The sequence below is a fragment of the Wenyingzhuangia sp. IMCC45467 genome (assembly GCF_054111205.1).
The window spans coordinates 885,514-906,494 of sequence record NZ_CM134196.1 but is presented as its reverse complement, the minus strand read 5'-3'; the positions used below and the strand labels follow the sequence as shown (position 1 = coordinate 906,494).

Genomic DNA, 20,981 nt, shown 5'->3' with positions numbered 1-20,981 from the left:
TAATGAAAGGGAAAACAATTGGAGTTGTAATTACAGATGGTGTTGGAAGTAGAAATTTTATTCTAAGTAAATTTATTTCAGAAGTAAGTTTAGTATTTGAAAATGTGGTTATTTATTCTGGAATTCCAATTTCAGGAATGAATAATGTTGAATTTCCTAGCAATGTTAAAATAGTTGAGTTACCACTATATACAGAAAATAAAAGTGTATGGTTTTTTAGAAAACTAAAAGAACTAGCGCATATGTACCTACATAGAAGTTATTATGGTATCAATGATAATTTAACAAGAGGATACCCTAAAAAAAATTCATTACGGTCTTTGTTAACCAAAATAGCATATGCAATTACTAAATTATTTCACTCCGAGAATAATATTAAACTTTATGAAAAACTTCAGTTTTATTGTTTTAAAAAAGACAAAGTAACACAGGAGTTTAAAGTTTTATTAAACAATGAATCTCCAGATATTTTGTTTTTTACGCATCAAAGACCTCCTTTTTTGGCTCCTTTGTTATATTTGGCCAAAACACTAAAAATAAAAACAAATTCTTTTATTTTTAGTTGGGATAATTTAGCTTCAAAAGGACGTATGTTAGGAGAGTTTGACGGATATATGGTTTGGAGTGATTTAATGAAGAAGGAGTTATTACATTTCTACCCAAGTACTATAAGTAAAAATGTAAAAGTTGTGGGGACACCTCAGTTTGAACCATATGTGCAAGATGAATATTTTATGACTCGAGAAGAGTTTTGTAATAAATTTAAATTAGATCCTTCTAAAAAAACTATTTGTTACAGTTGTGCAGATGCAGATATAGGTAGAAATGATGAGATTCATATTCGTTCCGTATGGTCATATATAGAAAAGAATCCTTTAGAGAATTTACAGTTATTGATAAGAACATCACCAGCAGAAGATGGAAAACGTTTTGAACAATTAAAAGCTGAAATACCAGAAATTAAATGGAATTTTCCTAAATGGATTTTAGCTAGAGAGGGACATGCAGAAGCTTGGTCACAAAGATTACCATCTGTAGAAGATGTAAAAGATTTAAGAGCAACACTGGCTTACTCAGAAGTAAATGTCAATATGCTTTCAACAATGAGTTTAGATTTTATGTTGTTTGATAAGCCTGTGATAAATACCGTGTTTGGAAACACAGAAAATGGTTTATATAACGATCAGCGTTTCTTAAATTATAAACATTATCAATATGTTGTAGATAGTAATGCAGTTACTATTGCAAAAAATGAAATGGAATTACATCAATATTTAGAAGAAGCTATAGAACAACCTAGTTTAAGAAAACAAGAGAGAAAAGAATTGTTAGATTTAGAAATAGGTGCTCCTTTAGAGGAGACTAGTCGAAGAATTGTAAAAGCACTAAAAGAGTTGATATGAAAAAAATATTAATAGTGTTTGGTACCAGACCAGAGGCTATAAAAATGGCTCCTTTGGTTAAAGAACTATATCAACATGGTGAATTTAATACAAAGGTTTGTGTAACTGCTCAACATAGAGAAATGTTAGATCAGGTATTATCTTTTTTTAAAATTACTCCTGATTATGATTTAGATTTAATGAAAGCCAATCAAACATTAAATCAATTAAGTGCTAGAATATTAACCGCTATTGATGATGTTTTGGTAAATTTTGAACCAGACTTGGTATTAGTTCATGGAGATACTTCTACCAGTAGTATGGTAGCTTTGGCATCTTTCCATAGAGGAATTAAAGTTGGACATGTAGAAGCAGGCTTAAGAACTTATAATAAATTTGCTCCTTTTCCAGAAGAAATCAATAGACAAATTACAGGTCGTTTGGCAGATGTGCATTTTGCTCCTACAAAACAATCTGCTCAAAACTTATTAAATGAAGGCTGTAAGAATAATACTGTATACATTACTGGAAATACAGTAATTGATGCTTTGTTATGGGGAATTCAGCATGTAAACGAATCTAGAAACGACATTCAGAGTATAAAAGAGTTTATTCAGACAGATAAAAAATTAATTGTTGTTACTGGGCATAGACGAGAAAATTTTGGGGAGAAATTTTATGAGTTTTGTGCTGCTTTAAAACAATTAGCAGATAGAGAAGATGTTCAGTTAATATATCCAGTTCATTTAAATCCAAATGTACAAAAAGCAGTATATGATACTTTAGGAAATCATTCAAATATATTATTAATAGCTCCATTAGATTATGAAGCTTTTGTATGGTTGTTAAATCAATCTTATTTGATTATTACAGATAGTGGTGGTGTGCAAGAAGAAGCACCTTCTTTAAAAAAGCCTGTTTTGGTAACCAGAGATGTTACCGAAAGACAAGAAGCTGTAGAAGAAGGAACTGTAAAATTGGTTGGAACCAATAAAGATAAAATCATCAAAGAAGCTTTTCTTTTGTTAGATGATGAAAAAGTTTACAAAACAATGATTGGAAATAAAAATCCTTATGGTGATGGAACTACCTCTAAACAAATAGCTACTATTTTAAAAGAATTATAAATGAAAAAAATAGCTGTTGTTTGTAATTATGTGCTTCGTCCCGATAGAATTGGAGGAATGGATCGTTTTTATCAATTATATAATCAAAAATTGATGGAAAAGGAGGTGGAAGTAGATTGGTATTTTACAAATTATACTCCATTTGATTTTTATAAAGGAATGAATATTTATAGTGCAAATGGAGGATCAGTAGAGCAGTTGTTTTTAACTAAAAATGTTTCTGAACAGAAAGCATACAATACTGTTGTTACTCATTTTACAGAATTGTGTACTTCTTTTTATAAAGAATGTCATCAATTATATCCTAAAGCTAATATGATAGCAGTAGATCATAATCCAAGACCATTGGAAGGTTTTTCTTTTAAAAAAAGAATTAAAAAAAGGGTGAAATCTTTTTTATATGAAAAGTATATAAATGAGTTTATTGCTGTATCTGAATATTCAAAAAAACATTTAATCAATGATTTTGGTACGGGTATAAAAAATAAAATCAAAATTGTTTATAATGGAATTGATAGTAAAAATTATATACTTAAAAAGGAGTATGATTTTAAAGGTAAATTTATTGTAGCGTGTCATTTAAGAGAGGAGAAAGGAATTCAATATTTGCTGAGAACACTAAGTATTATAAATAAAGAATTACTAAAAAATATAACTATAGATATTTACGGTGAAGGGCCTTATGAAAAAGATTTAATGAAAATGACTGAGGATTATGGTTTAAATGAAGTTATTTGTTTTAATGGGTCTGTTGATAATTTATCTGAGATTTATTGTAAATATGATTATTTAATTCACCCTTCTTTAGGAGAAACATTTTGTTATAGTGTAGTAGAGGCTTTATTGTGTAAATTACCTGTAATTACTACTCAAAATTCGGGAAATGTACTAGGACTGATAAAAGAAGCAAAGAATGGGTTTCTTTTTAAAGAAAAAGATGAAAATAAATTGGGAGAGATTTTAATTGAGATCATTAATAAAAATAAAGTGATTGAAATTAATAATTTTGAATCTGTTATTTTACCTGATTTTTCTTTAAATAAAATGGTTTCAGAACACATAAAACTACTCCCATGCATATAGCTTTTATCACACCAGAATATCCTACAAAAAACTTTAAAGGTAGTATTGGTGGTATAGGAACTTTTACCAAAAGTTTGGCTGAGCAATTAGCGAGCACTAATCACAAAATAACAGTGTTTGTTCACAGTCAGCTAAAAGAGCAAGTATTTGTAGAAAATGGAGTAGAAATTCATTTGATAAAAAAGAAAGCTGTTAAAGGAATTACTTGGTATACCAATAGAAGATATTTTAATCAGTATGTGAATAAAGTAATTGTAAACAATCAAGTAGAGGTGGTTGAAGCTCCAGAGTGGACAGGTTTTACTGCATTCATGAAATTTAAATGTCCTTTAGTGATTCGTTTACACGGATCGGATACTTATTTTTGTGATTTAGAACAGAGAAAAGTAAAACCAAAGAATAAGTTTTTTGAAAAAAAGGCTTTAAATGGAGCTGACAAAATAGTTGGGGTGAGTGAGTTTGTATCTCAAAAAACAAAGCAATTATTTAATATAAATAAAGAAATTAAAGTTATTTATAATGCAATAGATATAGAGGCTTTTACTCCTAATCATCAAAATATCAAACCTAAAACATTGTTATATTTTGGAACGCTTGTTCGTAAAAAAGGAGTGTTAGAAATTGCTAAAATGTTTAATAAATTAGTCGAAAAAGATGATGAGGTAACTTTAACTTTATTGGGAAAAGACAATAAAGATGTTTTTTCTAAAGTTTCAACTTTAGAAATGATACAGGAGATTTTATCAGAAAAAGCACTAAAAAGAACTACTTATATAAATGCAGTACCCTATAAAGAAGTAATCACATACATTCAACAAGCGGAGGTCGTATTATTACCTAGTTTTGCCGAAGCTTTACCTATGACTTGGTTAGAAACCATGGCCTTAGAAAAAAAGTTAGTGACTTCTAATATTGGTTGGGCAAGAGAGTTAATGATTGACGGAGAAACAGGATACACTGTAAATCCAGAAAATACAGAGGAGTTTACTACCAAAGTTTTAGCTTTGTTAAATAATGAGTTAGAAACAACCCAAATGGCAAGAATGGCCAGACAAAGAATTATAAATGAATTTGATATAAAGCAATCAATAGAAAAAAACATTGCATTATATAAGTCAATAACAAAATAAAATGCAGTTAAAAAAATATATAACCTCAAAAAATGAGGTGCTATTATATTGTGGAGAACCCAATTTATCAATGTTAGATGAATTGGCAAATGGAGCGGGAGATGTTTGGCATAGTTCGTTAGATCAAGGATATAACAATTGTTTTCAAGATTTAATATATCAAACTGCAGTTTATTGGTGGTTTTTAAATGATATAAAGAATCAAGATAATTGTGTTTGTTGGCGAATCAATGTCAATGCATTTGTGGTTAGAGAAACTGTATGGAACCAAATCAATGGTTTAGATTTACAATATGAATCTACCATTATGTCTGGTTTAGATTTTGGATATAATTTGTTGAGAAATCAAGCGGGAATTCCTTTAAATATAAAAGGTTTATTTCCATCAGAAGAAAATAATATTCAAATTTCAACACAAGATAGATATACTTTCTTTTTTAAGAATTTTAAAAGACAACATCCATTTTATATGATGTTGAGAAAAGGAATTTTTAAATTTCCATCAGAATTTAAGGCATATAATCAAGCAAAGAAAAAAGCTGTAAAATATGTTGATAAAACCATCAAACCAAAAGCTTTAAATCCTATTGAAGGAAAGCCAACAGTAAGTTTGGTTATTCCTACCATGAGAAGACAAGCTTATACCCAGCTTTTGTTAGAAGATCATAAAAACCAATCTTATTTAATTAAAGAAGCTGTAATTGTTGATGCCACACCAGAAGAAGAAAGAGATGATAAGTTTTATAGAAATGAAGATTTTCCTTTTGATGTGATTGTAAAATGGCAAACAAGTAAAGGAAGTTGTAGAGCTAGAAACGAAGCCATAGATTTATGTACAGGTGAGTATATTATTTTTGCAGATGATGATGTGAGAGTGTTACCAGATTTTGTTGAAAAACATATAAGATTGCTACAAACCTATAATACAGCAGCTTGTAATGGTTTAGATATTATGGCAGAAAATATTCATCAAGATTTATCTGATTTAAAAAACAGATTAGCGAAAATTGAAGATAAAAGATGGAAAGTTGGAGTATCGTCTATTTTTAGTAATGCCAATTCTTGTGTACGTAGAGATGTTGTTCAAAAATTAATTGGTAATGACGTAAACTTTGATGGAGGTTACGGAGAAGATGCAGATTTTGGACTGTCTATTTTAAAAGAAGGTGAGGTTTTATTACACAATCCTTACTCTCCTAATTTGCATTTAAAACCACCACAAGGTGGATACAGATGGTGGGGAAGTGAAGCCAAAAAGAAAGGAAAAAACCGAAAAATTCAACCTTGGGAGCTAAATAAACCAGTAAAAAATATTGTACCAAAACCTAGTCCAACCATTACTTATGGTGTTTTAAAACATTTTACACCACAGCAAGTAAGAGAGTGGAGAACTAAGCACTTCTTTTTGTTTTTATTTAAAAACGATCCTAAAAAGTTACCGATTAGAATTCTTCAATTACCATATAAAAAATTACAGTTTTCAAAGTCCTTGCAATATGCAAAGGCATTAATTAACTTAGGTGTTAGATATAAATAAGCATATGAATTTTAGCCTAATTATTTGTACTTACATGAGACCTACAGCTTTGTTAAAGCTGTTAAAAACGGTTGAATTGCAAAGTTTATATCCTAATGAAATTTTAATTATTGATGGCTCTACAGATAATTTAACCAAAGAAATGTTAGAGGTTAATCTTTTTGATAATTTAACTTATTACAAAGTAAATTCAGCACAAAGAGGTTTAACCAAACAACGTAATTTTGGAATTGAACGTGTGAGAGATCATATTGATTTTGTTTGTTTTTTAGATGATGATGTTTTACTAGAACAAGATTATTTTAAATATTTAATAGGTACCTACGAAACTTATCCCGAAGCATTGGCAGTAGGAGGTTATATTACGAATGAGGTTGATTGGAAGTTAGCGGATGAAGCTAATATAAATGAATTTTATTATGATGGTTGGGTTAGAAAAGAAGGTTCTAGATTTATACTAAGAAAAAAACTAGGCTTGTTAGATAATACACCACCAGGTTGGATGCCTAAATTTTCTAATGGACGTTCGGTTAGTTTTTTACCACCAAGTGATAAAGTATATCCTGTTGAGCAAATTATGGGGGGAGTTGCTTCATATAGAAAAGAAGTATTTAAGGAATTGATGTTCTCTAAATATTTTGAAGGATATGGACTTTATGAAGATGCCGATTTTTCTTTAAGATTGGCAAAAAAAGGAAAGATTTATATAAATACCGCAGCAAGACTAGAACATCATCACGATGTAGCTGGAAGACCAAATCAGTTTAAGTATGGTAAAATGGTTACAAGGAATGGTTGGTATGTTTGGAGAGTAAAATATAAAAACCCAAAAATAATAGCTCGTATAAAATGGAATACCATTGCTTTGGTATTGATGTTTTTAAGGGCTGTAAATATTTTTACCACTAAAAAAAGAACAGAAGCATTTACGGAGTTTTTAGGTAGAGCTTATGGATTATTATCACTGATTTTTAACAAACCCAAAGTGCTAAGATGATTTTCGGAATTATAACTCATGCAGTCCATAAAGTTAAAGACGGACAAGTTTATGCTTATGAGCCTTATGTTCGTGAAATGAATTTGTGGGCAAAATATGTGGATGAAATCATTATTGTAGCCCCAATATCAAATGATGAAATCGAAAGGATTGAAATTGCATATCATCATCCTAAAATAAAAGTAGTGAGCATTCCCAATTTTGATATCACTTCTTTTAAAAATATGATCAAATCACTTATAGTAATTCCTAAAATATGTTGGATGATTTATAAGGTGATGAAACAAGTAGATCACATTCATTTACGTTGTCCTGGGAACATTGGTTTGTTAGGATGCTTGGTTCAAATATTTTTTCCATCAAAACAAAAAACTGCAAAATATGCAGGGAATTGGGATCCTAAAAGTAAACAACCTGTTACCTATAAATTTCAGAAATGGCTATTAGGGAATATTTTTTTAACTAAAAAAATAAAAGTTTTGGTTTATGGAGATTGGCCAAATCAATCAAAAAACATTTTACCTTTTTTTACGGCAAGTTATCATGAATCTGAAATAGAGGAAATCACAAAAAAAGATTTAAATAAAGAAATTAAGCTAATTTTTGTAGGTGGTTTAACCATAGGAAAACAACCTCTGTTAAGTGTACAAGCAGCTCATGAACTTATCAAAAAAGGATATAATATTCGTTTAGATATGTATGGAGATGGTGTGATGAGAAATCAATTAGAAAGTTATATTTCGTCACATCAATTAGAAAATCATATTGTTTTACACGGAAATGTTGATAAAGATGAGGTGAAAAAAGCATTTCAAGCATCTCATTTTCTTATTTTTATCTCCAAATCCGAAGGGTGGCCAAAAGTAGTAGCAGAAGCCATGTTTTGGTCTTGTTTGCCAATTAGTTCAAAAGTATCATGTATCCCCTATATGTTGGGTAATAATACTAGGGGAAAAGTTGTTACATCTTCTATAGAAAATATTGTTGAGGGGGTAGAAGAATATATTTTAAATGAGGAATTATATCAATTACAAGTAACTAATGCTAAAGTTTGGTCTAGAGAGTACACACTTGATAAGTTTGATAAAGAAATAGAAAAATTATTGCATGCATAAGCCATTAAATGTAATTCATATAATAGATTCACTAGCGGTTGGAGGAGCCGAAATGATGGCGGTGAATATTGCAAATGGTTTGCATAAATATAATGTGTGGGCTCATTTATGCGTAACTAGAGCAGAAGGTTTATTAAAAGAAAAAATTAGCAAAGAAATAGGATATGTTTTTTTAGCTAAAAAAGGTGTAATAGATGTAAAGGCATTGGTTTTATTAAAAAATTACATCAAAAAGAATAATATTAAGATTGTTCACGCACATTCATCTTCGTTTTTTATGGCAGTTTTGGTAAAGTGCATGTTGCCAAAAATAAAAATTGTTTGGCACGATCATTATGGAAAAGCAGAGCGCATTGAGGAAAGAAAATCATTAGCGTTAAAATTAGGTTCCATTTTTTTTACAACTATTATTTCTGTTAATAACGTTTTAGTCCAGTGGGCTAATAAAGAATTGTTTTGTGAAAAAGTACTTTTTTTAGCCAATTTTGCTACTCTAAATATAACATCTAATAAAACTCACTTAAATGGTGTTGAAGGAAAAAGAATTGTTTGTGTAGCAGCTTTTAGGCATCAAAAAGATCATTTTAATTTATTACAAGCTTTTACTATTGTTAAAAATAAATATCCTGAATGGACTTTACATTTGGTTGGAAAACAGCATAATGATGTTTACAATAAACAAATTAAAACGATTATTAAAAATGAACGTCTTGAAAATGATGTTTTTTTCTATGGTGCTTGTTTAGATATCAAATACATTTTAAGTCAATCTAATATTGGGGTACTGTCTTCTAATTCAGAAGGATTACCAGTATCATTATTAGAGTATGGTTTGGCTGGTTTACCTGTTGTAGTTACTAATGTTGGGGATTGTGAAAAAGTAGTAAATGATTATGGTTTTGTAGTTCCAAAAGAAAACTCTGAGGAATTGGCAAATGCCATTATAAAGTATATTGAAGATGAAAATTTAAGAGAATTAAAGGCTGAACAGTTTCAAAAGCATATTTTTGATCATTATTCAGAGAATTCGTATTTATCTTCATTGATAAAAATATATCAAGCATGTTAAAAAACAGACTATTATTAGTGATTTTACATTTGTTGTCAGGTTTTCTGTTAACAGTGTCTGTCATTCCTAAGCTAGTTGCTGTTTTGGTTATGATTTATGCAATAATGGATATCATTTCAAGTAAAAACAATAATAATGAATCTTTTCTATGGACGGCTTATTTTGTAAGTGCTGAGGTGTTGCTAAGAATGACAGGAGGAACCATATCTTGGGAAATGATAAAATATGTAACTATTTTGTTTTTATTTATAGGAATTATAGTAGAAAAACAATCAAGAGGAGTTCCAGCAATTTTTTGGTTGTATATATTATTATTGTTAGTAGGTGTTGCTTTTTCAGATATTCCAGCAGACGAATCTTTAAGAAAAGCAGTTATATTTAATTTAAGTGGACCCATTTCTTTAGGGGTTTCAGCCATGTATTTTTATAACAGGAAGATAGAGTACAATAGATTTAAAGAGATATTGTATTTTGCTTTATTACCTATTATGTCTATGTTAACCTTGTTATATTTTAGAACGCCAAGCCTTAAAGAGATTACTTTTGGTTCTACTGCAAATTTTGCAACTTCTGGTGGTTTTGGACCTAATCAGGTAGCTACAGCACTGGGATTTGGAATTTTTTTATTAGCTACTTTATTATTACTTAAAGGGAAAATTACTGGTTCTATTTATGTAGATGTTTTTTTGTTATTTTATTTAATTTATAGAGGGTTATTAACTTTTTCTAGAGGGGGGATTTTAACTGGGTTTATTGCTTTTTTTCTATTGTCTATTTTTTATTTAATTGCAAGGGGTAAAATCATAACTATTTTTAAATATGTTGGAATTATGTGTCTTTTTCTTGTAACTATATGGATATATAGTACCAATGTTACAGGAGGAATGTTAGAAAATAGGTATTTAGGAAAAAACACAAAAGGAGAGCAAAAAGAAGATATGTCATCAGGAAGGTTAGATATTTTTGAAGAGCAATTTAATACGTTTATGGAAAACCCTGTTTTTGGAATAGGGGTAGGTTCAGGTAAATATTTAAGAAAAGAAGAATTTGATGGAGAAATAACAGCAGCTTCTCATAATGAAATGAGTAGACTGTTAGAAGAACATGGACTTATTGGGTTGTTTTCTTTGTTATTACTGTTTTATGCAACAACAATTAATTTTTTCAGACAAGAGCTTTTATACAAAGGGTTTATTATTGGTTTTGCGACCTTGTGGTTTTTAACCATTAATCATTCAGCCATGCGAATTGCTTTTCCTGGGTTTATTTATGGTTTGAGTTTGATTAACTTTTACGAAGACGAAGAGTATGATGAAGAATTATCAACTTCTGGCATATGAGAGTATTATATATAGGAAATGACTTATCTGGTCAATCAAAATATCACAGTGCTTATGCAACCTTAAAACAAAATTTAATAAATGAAGGTTTTGAGGTGATAAGTTCCTCTTCTAAAAAAAATCAAATTTTAAGATTGTTAGATATGATTTTGGCAGTGATGATTCACGCTAAAAAAGTTGACTATATTTTGATAGATGTTTTTAGTACTTCGGCTTTTTATTACGCTCTTGTTACATCTCAACTTTCTAGGGCTTTTAAAACAAAATATATTCCAATTTTACATGGAGGAAATTTGCCAGATAGGTTAATTAAGAGTCCACAATTGAGTCTAAAATTATTTAAGTATTCTTATAAAAATATTGCTCCATCAGGCTATTTACAGGATGCTTTTAAAGATGAGAATTATGAAAGTGTTTTAATTCCAAATACCATTCATATTTCAGAATATCCATTTAAAGAAAGAGAGGAGCTATCACCCAATTTGTTGTATGTTAGAGCTTTTGCAGAAATTTATAATCCTGTAATGGCTATAGAGGTGTTGTTTGAATTAAAAAAAACATATCCTAAAGCTACATTATGTATGGTAGGGCCAGACAGAGATGGTACTTTAAACAAAGTAAAAACAAGGTTAAAAGAATTAAATTTAGAAGATAGTGTTGTGATTACTGGCGTTTTACCAAAACAAGAATGGCATCAAATATCTAAAGATTATGATGTGTTTATCAATACAACAAATATTGATAATACTCCAGTAAGTATTATAGAAACAATGGCTTTAGGTTTGCCAATTGTATCTACTAATGTAGGTGGAATTCCTTATTTGATAAAAGATAAAGAAGATGGATTTTTAGTGGAACCTAATAATGTTATAGAAATGAAAAATGCTATTATAACTTTGTTAAACGACAAAAAAATAGCAAATCATTTTTCTGTAAATGGTAGGAAAAAGGTAGAAATGATGGATTGGGAAGTAGTAAAATATCAATGGTTTAAAATTTTAGTGTAAATGTTTTATAAGTTGATTTTTAAGCTGGGGCAACAATTGAGGAATCCTTCAATTAATTCATGGTTTTCTTTTTTAAAACAAAGTGAATCTTGGTCTTTAGAAGATTTAGAAGTGTATCAATTAAAGAGGTTGAAAGAATTATTGCAATTTGCCAATGATTATTCTCCGTTTTATAAAAAGCATTTTAAAGATCATCAATTTTCTGTAGCCGATGTAAAATCACTAAAAGATATTGATAAAGTTCCTGTAATCACTAAAAGAACATTATTAGATCATACTCAAGAAATTCATACCCAATATGATTTTAAAAAACTAATCAAAGCCACTACATCTGGTAGTTCTGGAGAATCGTTAGTGTTTAACAGAAATGAAGAGGCAGATTCTTTTAATAGGGCTGCAATTTTTAGAGGATACTCTTGGTATAATGTAAACCCATGGGAAAAAAACGGTTATTTTTGGGGATTTAATTTTTCGTTTAAGGAAAAAGTTAAAACCAAAATATTAGATTTTTTACAGCACAGATTTAGAATATTCAGTTATGAAAAAAAATCTTTTGAGCAGTTTGTTTCTAAATTAAAAAACGCAAAATATATTCACGGATATTCATCTATGTTGTTCCAAACAGCAAAGTTGATTAATGAAAGAGGTTTAGCAAAGCCTAAAGGTTTAAAAATGATAAAAGGAACCTCTGAAAAGATATTTGATACTTATCAAGAAGAAGTGCAAAAGGCTTTTGGTTTAAAAATAATTAGCGAATATGGGGCTACGGAATCTGGAATTATAGCTTTTGAATGTCCTAAAGGGAAAATGCACATCAATATGGAAGGGGTGTTGGTAGAAGAGGTAAATGATGAAATTTTAGTGACCAATTTACAAATGAAATCTTTTCCTGTAATTAGATATCAATTAGGGGATTATATACAATTAGCTCCAAAAGAAGAGATTTGTACTTGTGGAAAAAAACATAGAATTTTGAAAGAAGTTACGGGTAGAGTAGGATCTAATGTCTACGGATATAAAGAAATTTACCCTAGTTTATATTTTTATTATATTTTTAAAAACTTGGTTAAAAACAATGGTTTAAAGTTAAACTATCAAGTAATTCAAAATAAAATAGGTTTGTTAGAGTTTTGCATTGAGCAATCTATGGAAGACCACCAAATCAATTTACTAAAAGAAGAGATAAAAAAGTATTTTAGCGATGATGTAGTGGTTGAAATAATGGTTAATGTATCATTGCAGTCCACTCAGGGAAAATTTAAAAGTTTTATTTCTAATATCAACGAATAATGAAAAACGCCTTAGTTTCTATTATTACTCCTTGCTATAATTCAGAAAGTTTTATTGCTGAAACAATTAAAAGTGTTCAGAATCAAACTTATGAGCATTGGGAAATGTTGATAACCGATGATGGTTCTACAGACCATTCTATTAAAATTATTGAAGATTTTATTAGTAAAGACAATAGAATTAAACTGTTTAAAATAAATAATTCTGGAGCTGCAGTTGCCAGAAATCATTCAATTAAAGAGGCCAAAGGGACTTTTATTGCTTTTTTAGATAGTGATGATGTTTGGTTGCCATATAAATTAGAAAAACAAATTAGTTTTATGGTGGAGAATAATTATGCTCTTAGTTTTACATCCTATCAAAGAATGAATGAGTCTGGTGAGTTGTTAAATGAAGTGGTACATGCAAGAGAAAAGTTATCTTATAGAAACATGCTTAGATCTAATAAAATAGGTTGTTTAACTGCTATTTATAATCAAGAGAAAATAGGAAAGGTTTACATGCCTAATATTAGAAAAAGACAAGACTATGCCTTGTGGTTAAATATTTTAAAAAAGATTGATTTTGCTTATGGTTTACAAGAGATTTTAGCTAGTTATAGGATTAGAAATTTTTCAATGTCAGCAAAAAAAACAGAAATGTTAAAATGGAATTGGAAACTTTTTAGAGAAGTTGAACAAAAAAGCATATTAAGTTCCATGTATTATTTATTATGTAACATTTGCATAAAACTTAAGAACCGTTAATTAGTTATCTTTGTTTCAGCTAAACTACTTAAACTTAACTAAATTAATGATTCCTAAAACAAGATTATATTTGTCTGAAAGGATTATTCTATTAAGAATAATAGATGTACTCTTTCTAGGTATTGGACTTTCTTTTTGCAATAAGTTTTTTAATTTTAATTACATTAATTTATTACAAAATCCTATATCAAAAAACACACTAACTTTATTGGTTTATTATTTAATAGCTGCCCAAGTTTTTGAAATGTATAATTTGGTGGAGGCTGCTAGTAGGTTTAAAACAATAAGAAATTTATTTGTTGTTACTATTGTATGTTGTTTAACATATTTATATACACCACTTTTAACACCCGTTTTACCGGGAAATAGAATTGAAATTTTAATTTTTTTTCTATGTATATTTTCTTCAATTTTTTTATGGAGAAATATTTACATATTTACAATTTCTGACAAACAATTTTACAAGTTTGTGTTATTAATTTGTGGAGATGATACACTTTTAAAGCCTTTAATTCACCATGTAAAACACCATTCTCCCGATAACGATATGTATGGTTATGTAAGTGAAAATAGTTTAGAAGATGTAGATGGATTTTTAGAAGTAAATCAGATTGATGAGATTATTCATAAAAACGATATTAAAGAGTTAATAATATCACTACGTGGGTTTTCAGAAGAAAATGCAGCACTATTAAATCAAAAATTAGCCCATTATTTTGAACAAGGAATCAATATTCTAAGCTATGAAGATTATATAGAAAGAGTTACTTTTTGTGTGCCTGAGGAAAATTTAACCAAAAACTTTTATAAGTATTTTAATTTTAGTCAAAATCACGAGAATAGACTTTATTTATTTGCTATGCGATGCTTAGATATTTTAGCAGGGCTTTTAGGTATATTAGTAATGGCAATATTAATTCCATTTGTTTTGCTAGGTAATTTATTAGCGAGTAGAGGAGGACTTTTTTATAAACAAGAAAGAGTAGGAGCAAAAGGAAAAATTTTTAAGATTGTAAAATTTAGGTCTATGGTTACTACTGCTGAAAAAAACGGAGCTCAATGGGCTAGTAAAAATGATGCAAGAATAACTCCTTTTGGTAAGTTTTTAAGAAAAACAAGAATAGATGAAATTCCTCAGTTTTGGAATGTTTTAAAAGGGGAAATGAGTTTAATAGGACCAAGACCAGAAAGACCTGAGTTTGTAAAGGAACTAGAGTATAAAATACCTTTATATGCTATAAGACACGTTGTAAAACCTGGGCTCACAGGTTGGGCACAAGTAATGTATCCATATGCTGCTACGGTAGAAGAGCAAAAGAAAAAACTTAGGTATGATTTGTACTATATAAAAAAAAGAGGATTGTTTATGGACTTTAAAATAGTTATTAAAACAATTAACACTGTTTTATATTTTAAAGGTCAATAAAGGTTTTAGGTATAGAGGAATTAAACAGCTTGCCAGCACATAAAAACTAAAATCAAATTGTTGAAAACCAGTAATTGCTATAAATAAGAAACCTCCCAAACAAGCCAAACCAAAATAGCAAAACTGTTTTAACCTACTAGCTTTTATAAATGGATAGCAAAGCAGTAAAGGATTGGCCCATAAAAGATTCATATTTATTTTGGTAGTACTATGTTCAGTTAAAAACCACAAAGCAAAAAGTACAAGTCCTAATACTCCGTAAGTAATGGAAACTACATTGAACCAAACACGTGTCTCCTTGTTAAAAATCCTTAAATAAAAAGTAATGGAAATGATAAGGATGGATAAAAATAAAGGACTTAGTAAAAAGGGAGTTTTAGGCAATGCTAATTGATGATCGGGTAAAATAAAACCATCATTTTTAACTAATTTTTTTCCATTAATGGTACTGTCTTTTAATCCAGAATATACATAGTCTGGTAAAAACATGTATTGTTTTAAAGTGGCTTTCTTATCAATAACGGCTCCTAAAGCCAAATCAATTCCAAATTTTGACCATGAGTTTTTAGCCAAATATTTGTGAATTAAATCTCTATGTGTTAAATCTTTTGGGAATTCACTATAGTTAAAGTCAATTTTTCCTACACTTTTCTCAATCACTTCGTACATTTTAGTAGCACAATTATCATAGAAAAAATCATATAAATAATCTTTATTTTCAGCTAAAGCATTCCATTCTAAATAGTCAAATATTTTTTGGTTTTCTTCTTTAGTAAAGTTTAAAACTTGAGACTTAATCCATCTATTTTCTTTATAATACTCATATGGAAAATACTTGTATTCATAACTACTTAATTGGTATAAAAGTTGTCCTTTGCAGAATTTTAAATAAAAGTTAGGTGTGTTAAAATCAAAAGTTCCATAATTATATACTCTATCTATGTTATGAGCAGGATCTTTTACTCTTATAGCACTATGTCCAAAAGCAGCATACAATTCATTTTGTCCAGGAGCACAAGTTAAAACACTAACTTCAGCTTTATCTGATAACTCAACCTTTTGAGAAAACAAAGAAAGGCTAATCAAAAAAAGTAGAGGATATAAAAATTTCATTATCAGAATTCGTTTAATTCTATTTTAAGAGAAAAAACATTAGAATAGTTTACACCAGAACTAGCACCAACATTGGTTAGCGCGTAGTCTATGTATATTTTTTTGTATTTAAATCCAATTCCTATATTAGGCTCAATAGAGGTAGAAATAGAGTTGTCAAAATCAACTTCTTTTTGAATGTTTCCTATTCCAGCTCTAAAAAATGAAAATCCTTTATAACCTAGTTCTAATCCTAAACTAGGTGTAAAACTTGCATATTTGGTAGATACTATATCGTTGGTTTGTGTAAATCTACCAATAATATCAACAGCAGTTAATAAAGAATATTTTTGATTTAATTGCTTAAAATATGACAACCCGAATTGAAATTTAGGAAGGGTTATTTCGTAGTTTTCAGGCTTTGCTTGATTTACACCATCTTGATTGGTTTGTGCATTGGCAATATCATCAAAAATAGCATCTTTAACTGTCCAAGCGGTAAAAGTGGTAGTAATATCACGAAGCATTAAACCTATTTTAAGGTTTTTGAATTGATATTGAGCACCAATATCAAAACCAAATCCATGGCCAATAGCAAAATCACCAATATTTCTTCTAATAATTTTTCCGTTTACTCCAACATTTAAATGTAGTTTAGGCAAATGCTTAGCAATACTTAAAATGGCGGAGATATCATTACTAGAAAAAGTGCTAATATTATTATAGTTTATATTTCCGTTGCTATCTATTAAATTTGTAGTATTTAAAATATTATCTACTCCTAAGCGAATTACAGAAATACTAAAAGCCAAATCATCTCTTTCTATTGGAAGTGCTGCAGCAAAATAGTCGTAAGAACCGATACCAGAAAACAAAGAATTGTGCATACCTGTAAGTTCTAAATCTTGCACTGTAATAACACCTGCAGGATTCCAATAACCAGCTTCTACACCAGAAACAAAAGATGATACTGATTTTCCCATAGCCATAGCTCTTGCTCCAACACCAATATTTAAAAACTCGTTAGAGTAACTACGAACCAATTGTGCATGAGAAACTATGGAAGTAGCTAGTATTATAAATAATAATAAATATTTCTTCAAAAGAGAATTCGTTTGTTTAGTTAGCTTATATTATTCTACAAATATATTGTTTCAATTCTAGTTTAGATATGAAATTTAAATTAACTTAATTATATTCACATAAACAAAACTATGATTAGATTTGTATTGATTATTGAAAATCTATTTTTATGAAACTAATAAAGTTTTTACCCAACCTAATTACGTTGTTAAACTTGTTGTCAGGGTGTATTGCTGTGATATATGCCATTAATAATCAAATTCAGTTTGCAGTATTGTTTGTAATGTTGGGGATTGTTTTTGACTTTTTTGATGGATTTGTAGCAAGATTGTTACATGTACAGAGTGAGTTAGGAACACAACTAGATTCTTTAGCAGACATGGTTACTAGTGGAGTAGTACCAGGTATTGTAATGTCTCAGATGTTGTTAAAGGCAAGTAGTCAAGAGCCTTTAAGCTTTACAGATGGTTTTCAGAATTTCCCTTTTTTAGCTTTGTTAGGTTTTACCATTACCATGGCTTCTTGTTATAGGTTGGCAAATTTTAATATCGATGTCAATCAAAAAGAGAACTTTATAGGCTTGCCAACTCCAGCAAACACTTTGTTTATTTTATCATTGCCTTTAATGCAAATATATGATGAGTATGAATATATAAGTTATATACTAGAAAACGAGTATTTACTAATTTTAATTACAGCTTTGAGCTGTTATATGTTAAATGCCAAAATAGAATTATTTGCTTTAAAATTTAAGTCTTTTGGATTTGCAGAAAACAAGTTAAAATACATTTTTTTAATCTTATCTGTTGTCTTAATTTTTGTATTAAAATTAGCTGCTTTACCAATGATTATTTTAACTTATCTAGCTCTATCCATGATTAGTAATAGTAGAAATAAGTAAGGTCTAAACTTTTTTGTTGATGAAATTGTACAAAGTATTAAGTAGTTGGTAGTTTGTTTTTAGATTAGTGTTTTTCACTACTCAACTTTTTTCTTAAACTTATTTTCTTTTAAAATAAAACTTTCACCTAAATAAACACGTCTTACCATTTCGTCATCAGCTAGTTCTTGAGGAGTTCCACTTTTTAAAATTCCTCCCTGGTACATTAAGTATGTTTTATCTGTAATAGCCAAAGTAGCTTGTACATCGTGATCGGTAATTAAAATACCAATGTTTTTGTTTTTTAAGGTAGCTACAATAGACTGAATATCTTCAACAGCAATAGGGTCTACACCAGCAAAAGGTTCATCTAGTAAAATAAACTTAGGATCTGAAGCCAAACAACGAGCAATTTCAGTTCTACGTCTTTCACCACCAGAAAGTAAATCACCTCTGTTGGTTCTCACGTGTCCTAAGCTAAATTCAGCAATGAGTTCTTCTAACTTTTGTTTTTGTTCTTCTTTGGTCTTATCTGTAAATTGTAATACCGATAAAATATTTTCTTCAACAGTTAATTTTCTAAATACGGAGGCTTCTTGAGCTAAATATCCAATTCCGTGTTGCGCACGTTTGTACATAGCATAGTCGGTGATTTCTTTATCGTCTAAGTATATATGACCTTCATTAGGTTTTACCATTCCCACAATCATATAAAAAGAAGTAGTTTTACCAGCTCCATTAGGACCTAATAAACCAATAATTTCTCCTTGTTCTACTTCTAAAGAAATTCCTTTTACTACTTTTCTACTTCCGTAGATTTTCTGAATATTATCTGCTCTTAAAATCATGCTTGAGTTTGTTTTTTAACAAGAAATCTAGATACTACAATACTTACTTCGTATAGAATTAAAATTGGAATGGCTACAATAATTTGACTAGCAATGTCTGGTGGAGTAATAATAGCAGAAACTACCAAAACTAGTACCAAGGCATGTTTTCTATATTTCTTTAAAAATTCTGGAGTAATCAATCCAAACTTGGTCAAAAAATAAACCACCAAAGGCAATTCAAAAACCACAGAAACTCCTAAAAGGGTGTTGGTAATTAAAGTGATATAACTATCAAACTGAAAATTATTTACAATAGTATCTGTAATTTGATAGTTGTAGAAGAAATAAACGGACATAGGAGAAATGATGTAAAAACTAAACATCAAACCTAAGACCAATAAAAAAGTAGCTACTACAATAAATCCTTTACTCTTTTTTTGTTCCGTTGGAGTAAGACCAGGAGTAATAAATTTCATCATTTCCCAAACAATATAAGGAAACGATAAAATAATACCTAGTATAAAACTAGACCACATAGCGTTCATTAACTGGTTGGTAGGAGATAAACTTTGGAGCTTGGCATTAAAAGAAATATTACAGAAATCACTATCCATCCCTAAATTTGTAAAAGCATTACAAAACCATTGATAGGTAATAAAATTAGGATTTAAATGAGCTAATAAAAACTCATTGTAAACAGTTTTTTGATAAATAAACAAGACAATTGCCACAACCATTATACAAATGGTGGATCTTACCAAGTGCCATCTTAATTCTTCAAGATGGTCTAAAAAAGACATTTCTTTTTCTGTTCCCATGTTTTAAAAAATCCCTTCTTTAATTAAATCGTGTATGTGTATAATTCCCATATAATTACCTTTTTTATCAATAGCAATTAATTGAGAAATATTATTGTTTTCCATTGTTTGCATTGCCTCTATAGCCATGGCATCAACATCAATTGTTTTTGGTGAAATAGACATAATGTCTTTAGCTGTTAAACTTAAAAAGTCATCACTTTTATTTAACATACGTCTAATATCCCCATCGGTAATAATACCAACTAATTTATTATTATCTAACACAGCTGTAGCTCCTAAACGTTTGTTAGAAATCTCCAACAAACTTTCTTTAACACTTGTGTTAGTATTAACTTTTGGAACTTCATTTTTTTCAACCAAATCACGAACACGTAAATACAAGCGTTTTCCAAGTGCACCACCTGGATGATATTTTGCAAAATCTTTACTACTAAATTCGTTTAATTCTAACAACGTTACAGCTATAGCATCACCCATCACTAATTGTGCCGTTGTACTTGTAGTTGGAGCCAAGTTGTTAGGACAGGCTTCTTTTTCTACATAAGTATTTAAAGTATAAGTAGCTTGCGTACCTAAAAAAGAATCTATATTACCTGTAATGGCAATAATAGGATTGTTGTTTCTTTTTATTAATGGAATTAAAACTTTTATTTCAGGTGTATTTCCACTTTTAGAAATACAAATGACTACATCATCTTCTTGAATTACTCCTAAATCTCCATGAATAGCATCTGCAGCATGCATAAAAATAGCTGGTGTACCTGTAGAGTTCATGGTGGCAACAATTTTAGTAGCAATAACAGCACTCTTTCCAATACCTGTAATAATTACCCTTCCTTTAGATTGGAGGATACATTTTATAGCATTTTCAAAATTTGAATCAATTAATTTGGTTAAATTAGCAATCGCATTGCTTTCAAGGTCAATAGTTTTCTTGGCAATTGAAAGTATATTGTTATTCAAGGTTGTAATTTTTTACTTAAAAAGTTATATCTTTAATTGCAAATGTATTTAAAATTAGCATAC

At 29.3% G+C, this 20,981-nt stretch carries 19 protein-coding genes; 14 read left to right on the top strand and 5 right to left on the bottom strand.

Annotated elements, in window-relative coordinates; translation table 11 throughout:
- Positions 1 to 2 precede the first annotated feature (2 nt).
- The 13 genes from ACXGQT_RS03965 to ACXGQT_RS03905 are packed head-to-tail and all read left to right on the top strand — an operon-like array spanning position 3 to position 15,249.
- Positions 3 to 1,403, top strand: a complete 1,401-nt coding sequence (locus ACXGQT_RS03965; protein WP_457830110.1) for a hypothetical protein — start codon at positions 3 to 5, stop codon at positions 1,401 to 1,403.
- Positions 1,400 to 2,509, top strand: coding sequence for a non-hydrolyzing UDP-N-acetylglucosamine 2-epimerase (wecB, locus tag ACXGQT_RS03960; protein ID WP_457830109.1), 1,110 nt, complete (start codon positions 1,400 to 1,402; stop codon positions 2,507 to 2,509). Before ACXGQT_RS03965 ends, wecB begins: the two co-directional genes overlap by 4 nt.
- Complete coding sequence (locus ACXGQT_RS03955; RefSeq protein ID WP_457830108.1) at positions 2,510 to 3,592, top strand: glycosyltransferase family 4 protein; 1,083 nt, start codon at positions 2,510 to 2,512, stop codon at positions 3,590 to 3,592.
- Positions 3,583 to 4,722 (top strand): glycosyltransferase family 4 protein, encoded by a 1,140-nt coding sequence (locus ACXGQT_RS03950; protein ID WP_457830107.1) that lies wholly within the window; start codon positions 3,583 to 3,585, stop codon positions 4,720 to 4,722. The genes ACXGQT_RS03955 and ACXGQT_RS03950 overlap by 10 nt, the downstream gene beginning before the upstream one ends.
- Position 4,723: 1 nt before the next feature.
- Complete coding sequence (locus ACXGQT_RS03945) at positions 4,724 to 6,259, top strand: glycosyltransferase family 2 protein (protein ID WP_457830106.1); 1,536 nt, start codon at positions 4,724 to 4,726, stop codon at positions 6,257 to 6,259.
- A gap of 4 nt (positions 6,260 to 6,263) precedes the next feature.
- On the top strand, positions 6,264 to 7,256 hold the full coding sequence (locus ACXGQT_RS03940) for a glycosyltransferase family 2 protein (RefSeq protein WP_457830105.1): 993 nt from the start codon (positions 6,264 to 6,266) through the stop codon (positions 7,254 to 7,256).
- Positions 7,253 to 8,371 carry a glycosyltransferase family 4 protein gene (locus ACXGQT_RS03935; protein ID WP_457830104.1) on the top strand — a complete coding sequence of 373 codons (1,119 nt, stop codon included), beginning with the start codon at positions 7,253 to 7,255 and terminating at the stop codon, positions 8,369 to 8,371. The genes ACXGQT_RS03940 and ACXGQT_RS03935 overlap by 4 nt, the downstream gene beginning before the upstream one ends.
- Positions 8,364 to 9,440, top strand: a complete 1,077-nt coding sequence (locus ACXGQT_RS03930) for a glycosyltransferase (protein ID WP_457830103.1) — start codon at positions 8,364 to 8,366, stop codon at positions 9,438 to 9,440. The genes ACXGQT_RS03935 and ACXGQT_RS03930 overlap by 8 nt, the downstream gene beginning before the upstream one ends.
- The gene (locus tag ACXGQT_RS03925; RefSeq protein WP_457830102.1) at positions 9,434 to 10,780 is read left to right on the top strand and encodes an O-antigen ligase family protein; all 1,347 of its coding nucleotides are present in this window, start codon (positions 9,434 to 9,436) and stop codon (positions 10,778 to 10,780) included. The genes ACXGQT_RS03930 and ACXGQT_RS03925 overlap by 7 nt, the downstream gene beginning before the upstream one ends.
- Positions 10,777 to 11,787: a glycosyltransferase family 4 protein gene (locus ACXGQT_RS03920; RefSeq protein WP_457830101.1), complete on the top strand. Its 1,011-nt coding sequence runs from the start codon at positions 10,777 to 10,779 to the stop codon at positions 11,785 to 11,787. Before ACXGQT_RS03925 ends, ACXGQT_RS03920 begins: the two co-directional genes overlap by 4 nt.
- A complete protein-coding gene (locus ACXGQT_RS03915) occupies positions 11,788 to 13,077 on the top strand; it encodes a phenylacetate--CoA ligase family protein (RefSeq protein ID WP_457830100.1) in 1,290 nt (429 codons plus the stop codon).
- Positions 13,077 to 13,823, top strand: a complete 747-nt coding sequence (locus ACXGQT_RS03910; RefSeq protein WP_457830099.1) for a glycosyltransferase family 2 protein — start codon at positions 13,077 to 13,079, stop codon at positions 13,821 to 13,823. Before ACXGQT_RS03915 ends, ACXGQT_RS03910 begins: the two co-directional genes overlap by 1 nt.
- Before the next feature lie 46 nt (positions 13,824 to 13,869).
- Complete coding sequence (locus ACXGQT_RS03905; RefSeq protein ID WP_457830098.1) at positions 13,870 to 15,249, top strand: exopolysaccharide biosynthesis polyprenyl glycosylphosphotransferase; 1,380 nt, start codon at positions 13,870 to 13,872, stop codon at positions 15,247 to 15,249.
- Here ACXGQT_RS03905 and ACXGQT_RS03900 read toward each other — a convergent pair.
- Both ACXGQT_RS03900 and ACXGQT_RS03895 read right to left on the bottom strand, forming a co-directional pair.
- Positions 15,229 to 16,362, bottom strand: coding sequence for an Lnb N-terminal periplasmic domain-containing protein (locus ACXGQT_RS03900; RefSeq protein ID WP_457830097.1), 1,134 nt, complete (start codon positions 16,360 to 16,362; stop codon positions 15,229 to 15,231). The two genes, ACXGQT_RS03905 and ACXGQT_RS03900, sit on opposite strands and share 21 nt — an antisense overlap.
- Before the next feature lie 2 nt (positions 16,363 to 16,364).
- Positions 16,365 to 17,444, bottom strand: a complete 1,080-nt coding sequence (locus tag ACXGQT_RS03895; protein WP_457830096.1) for a putative type IX sorting system protein PorV2 — start codon at positions 17,442 to 17,444, stop codon at positions 16,365 to 16,367.
- Positions 17,445 to 17,593: 149 nt separating this feature from the next.
- Between ACXGQT_RS03895 and ACXGQT_RS03890 the strand changes: the two genes are divergently transcribed.
- Positions 17,594 to 18,325, top strand: coding sequence for a CDP-alcohol phosphatidyltransferase family protein (locus ACXGQT_RS03890; RefSeq protein ID WP_457830095.1), 732 nt, complete (start codon positions 17,594 to 17,596; stop codon positions 18,323 to 18,325).
- A 77-nt stretch (positions 18,326 to 18,402) separates the two neighbouring features.
- Here the strand turns inward: ACXGQT_RS03890 and lptB are convergent, their stop codons facing one another.
- From lptB to ACXGQT_RS03875, 3 genes are read right to left on the bottom strand one after another with little or no spacing between them, the layout of a single operon-like run.
- On the bottom strand, positions 18,403 to 19,152 hold the full coding sequence (lptB, locus tag ACXGQT_RS03885) for an LPS export ABC transporter ATP-binding protein (RefSeq protein WP_457830094.1): 750 nt from the start codon (positions 19,150 to 19,152) through the stop codon (positions 18,403 to 18,405).
- Positions 19,149 to 19,952 carry a twin-arginine translocase subunit TatC gene (gene tatC, locus ACXGQT_RS03880; protein ID WP_457830093.1) on the bottom strand — a complete coding sequence of 268 codons (804 nt, stop codon included), beginning with the start codon at positions 19,950 to 19,952 and terminating at the stop codon, positions 19,149 to 19,151. Before tatC ends, lptB begins: the two co-directional genes overlap by 4 nt.
- 3 nt (positions 19,953 to 19,955) lie before the next feature.
- A complete protein-coding gene (locus tag ACXGQT_RS03875; RefSeq protein ID WP_457830092.1) occupies positions 19,956 to 20,918 on the bottom strand; it encodes a KpsF/GutQ family sugar-phosphate isomerase in 963 nt (320 codons plus the stop codon).
- Positions 20,919 to 20,981: the final 63 nt, after the last annotated feature.

Bases quoted from the DNA above. Each gene is read 5' to 3' on its own strand.
- ACXGQT_RS03965 (WP_457830110.1), top strand. From the start codon at position 3: ATGAAAGGGAAAACAATTGGAGTTGTAATTACAGATGGTGTTGGAAGT.
- wecB (WP_457830109.1), top strand. From the start codon at position 1,400: ATGAAAAAAATATTAATAGTGTTTGGTACCAGACCAGAGGCTATAAAA.
- ACXGQT_RS03955 (WP_457830108.1), top strand. From the start codon at position 2,510: ATGAAAAAAATAGCTGTTGTTTGTAATTATGTGCTTCGTCCCGATAGA.
- ACXGQT_RS03950 (WP_457830107.1), top strand. From the start codon at position 3,583: ATGCATATAGCTTTTATCACACCAGAATATCCTACAAAAAACTTTAAA.
- ACXGQT_RS03945 (WP_457830106.1), top strand. From the start codon at position 4,724: ATGCAGTTAAAAAAATATATAACCTCAAAAAATGAGGTGCTATTATAT.
- ACXGQT_RS03940 (WP_457830105.1), top strand. From the start codon at position 6,264: ATGAATTTTAGCCTAATTATTTGTACTTACATGAGACCTACAGCTTTG.
- ACXGQT_RS03935 (WP_457830104.1), top strand. From the start codon at position 7,253: ATGATTTTCGGAATTATAACTCATGCAGTCCATAAAGTTAAAGACGGA.
- ACXGQT_RS03930 (WP_457830103.1), top strand. From the start codon at position 8,364: ATGCATAAGCCATTAAATGTAATTCATATAATAGATTCACTAGCGGTT.
- ACXGQT_RS03925 (WP_457830102.1), top strand. From the start codon at position 9,434: ATGTTAAAAAACAGACTATTATTAGTGATTTTACATTTGTTGTCAGGT.
- ACXGQT_RS03920 (WP_457830101.1), top strand. From the start codon at position 10,777: ATGAGAGTATTATATATAGGAAATGACTTATCTGGTCAATCAAAATAT.
- ACXGQT_RS03915 (WP_457830100.1), top strand. From the start codon at position 11,788: ATGTTTTATAAGTTGATTTTTAAGCTGGGGCAACAATTGAGGAATCCT.
- ACXGQT_RS03910 (WP_457830099.1), top strand. From the start codon at position 13,077: ATGAAAAACGCCTTAGTTTCTATTATTACTCCTTGCTATAATTCAGAA.
- ACXGQT_RS03905 (WP_457830098.1), top strand. From the start codon at position 13,870: ATGATTCCTAAAACAAGATTATATTTGTCTGAAAGGATTATTCTATTA.
- ACXGQT_RS03900 (WP_457830097.1), bottom strand. From the start codon at position 16,362: ATGAAATTTTTATATCCTCTACTTTTTTTGATTAGCCTTTCTTTGTTT.
- ACXGQT_RS03890 (WP_457830095.1), top strand. From the start codon at position 17,594: ATGAAACTAATAAAGTTTTTACCCAACCTAATTACGTTGTTAAACTTG.
- lptB (WP_457830094.1), bottom strand. From the start codon at position 19,152: ATGATTTTAAGAGCAGATAATATTCAGAAAATCTACGGAAGTAGAAAA.
- tatC (WP_457830093.1), bottom strand. From the start codon at position 19,952: ATGGGAACAGAAAAAGAAATGTCTTTTTTAGACCATCTTGAAGAATTA.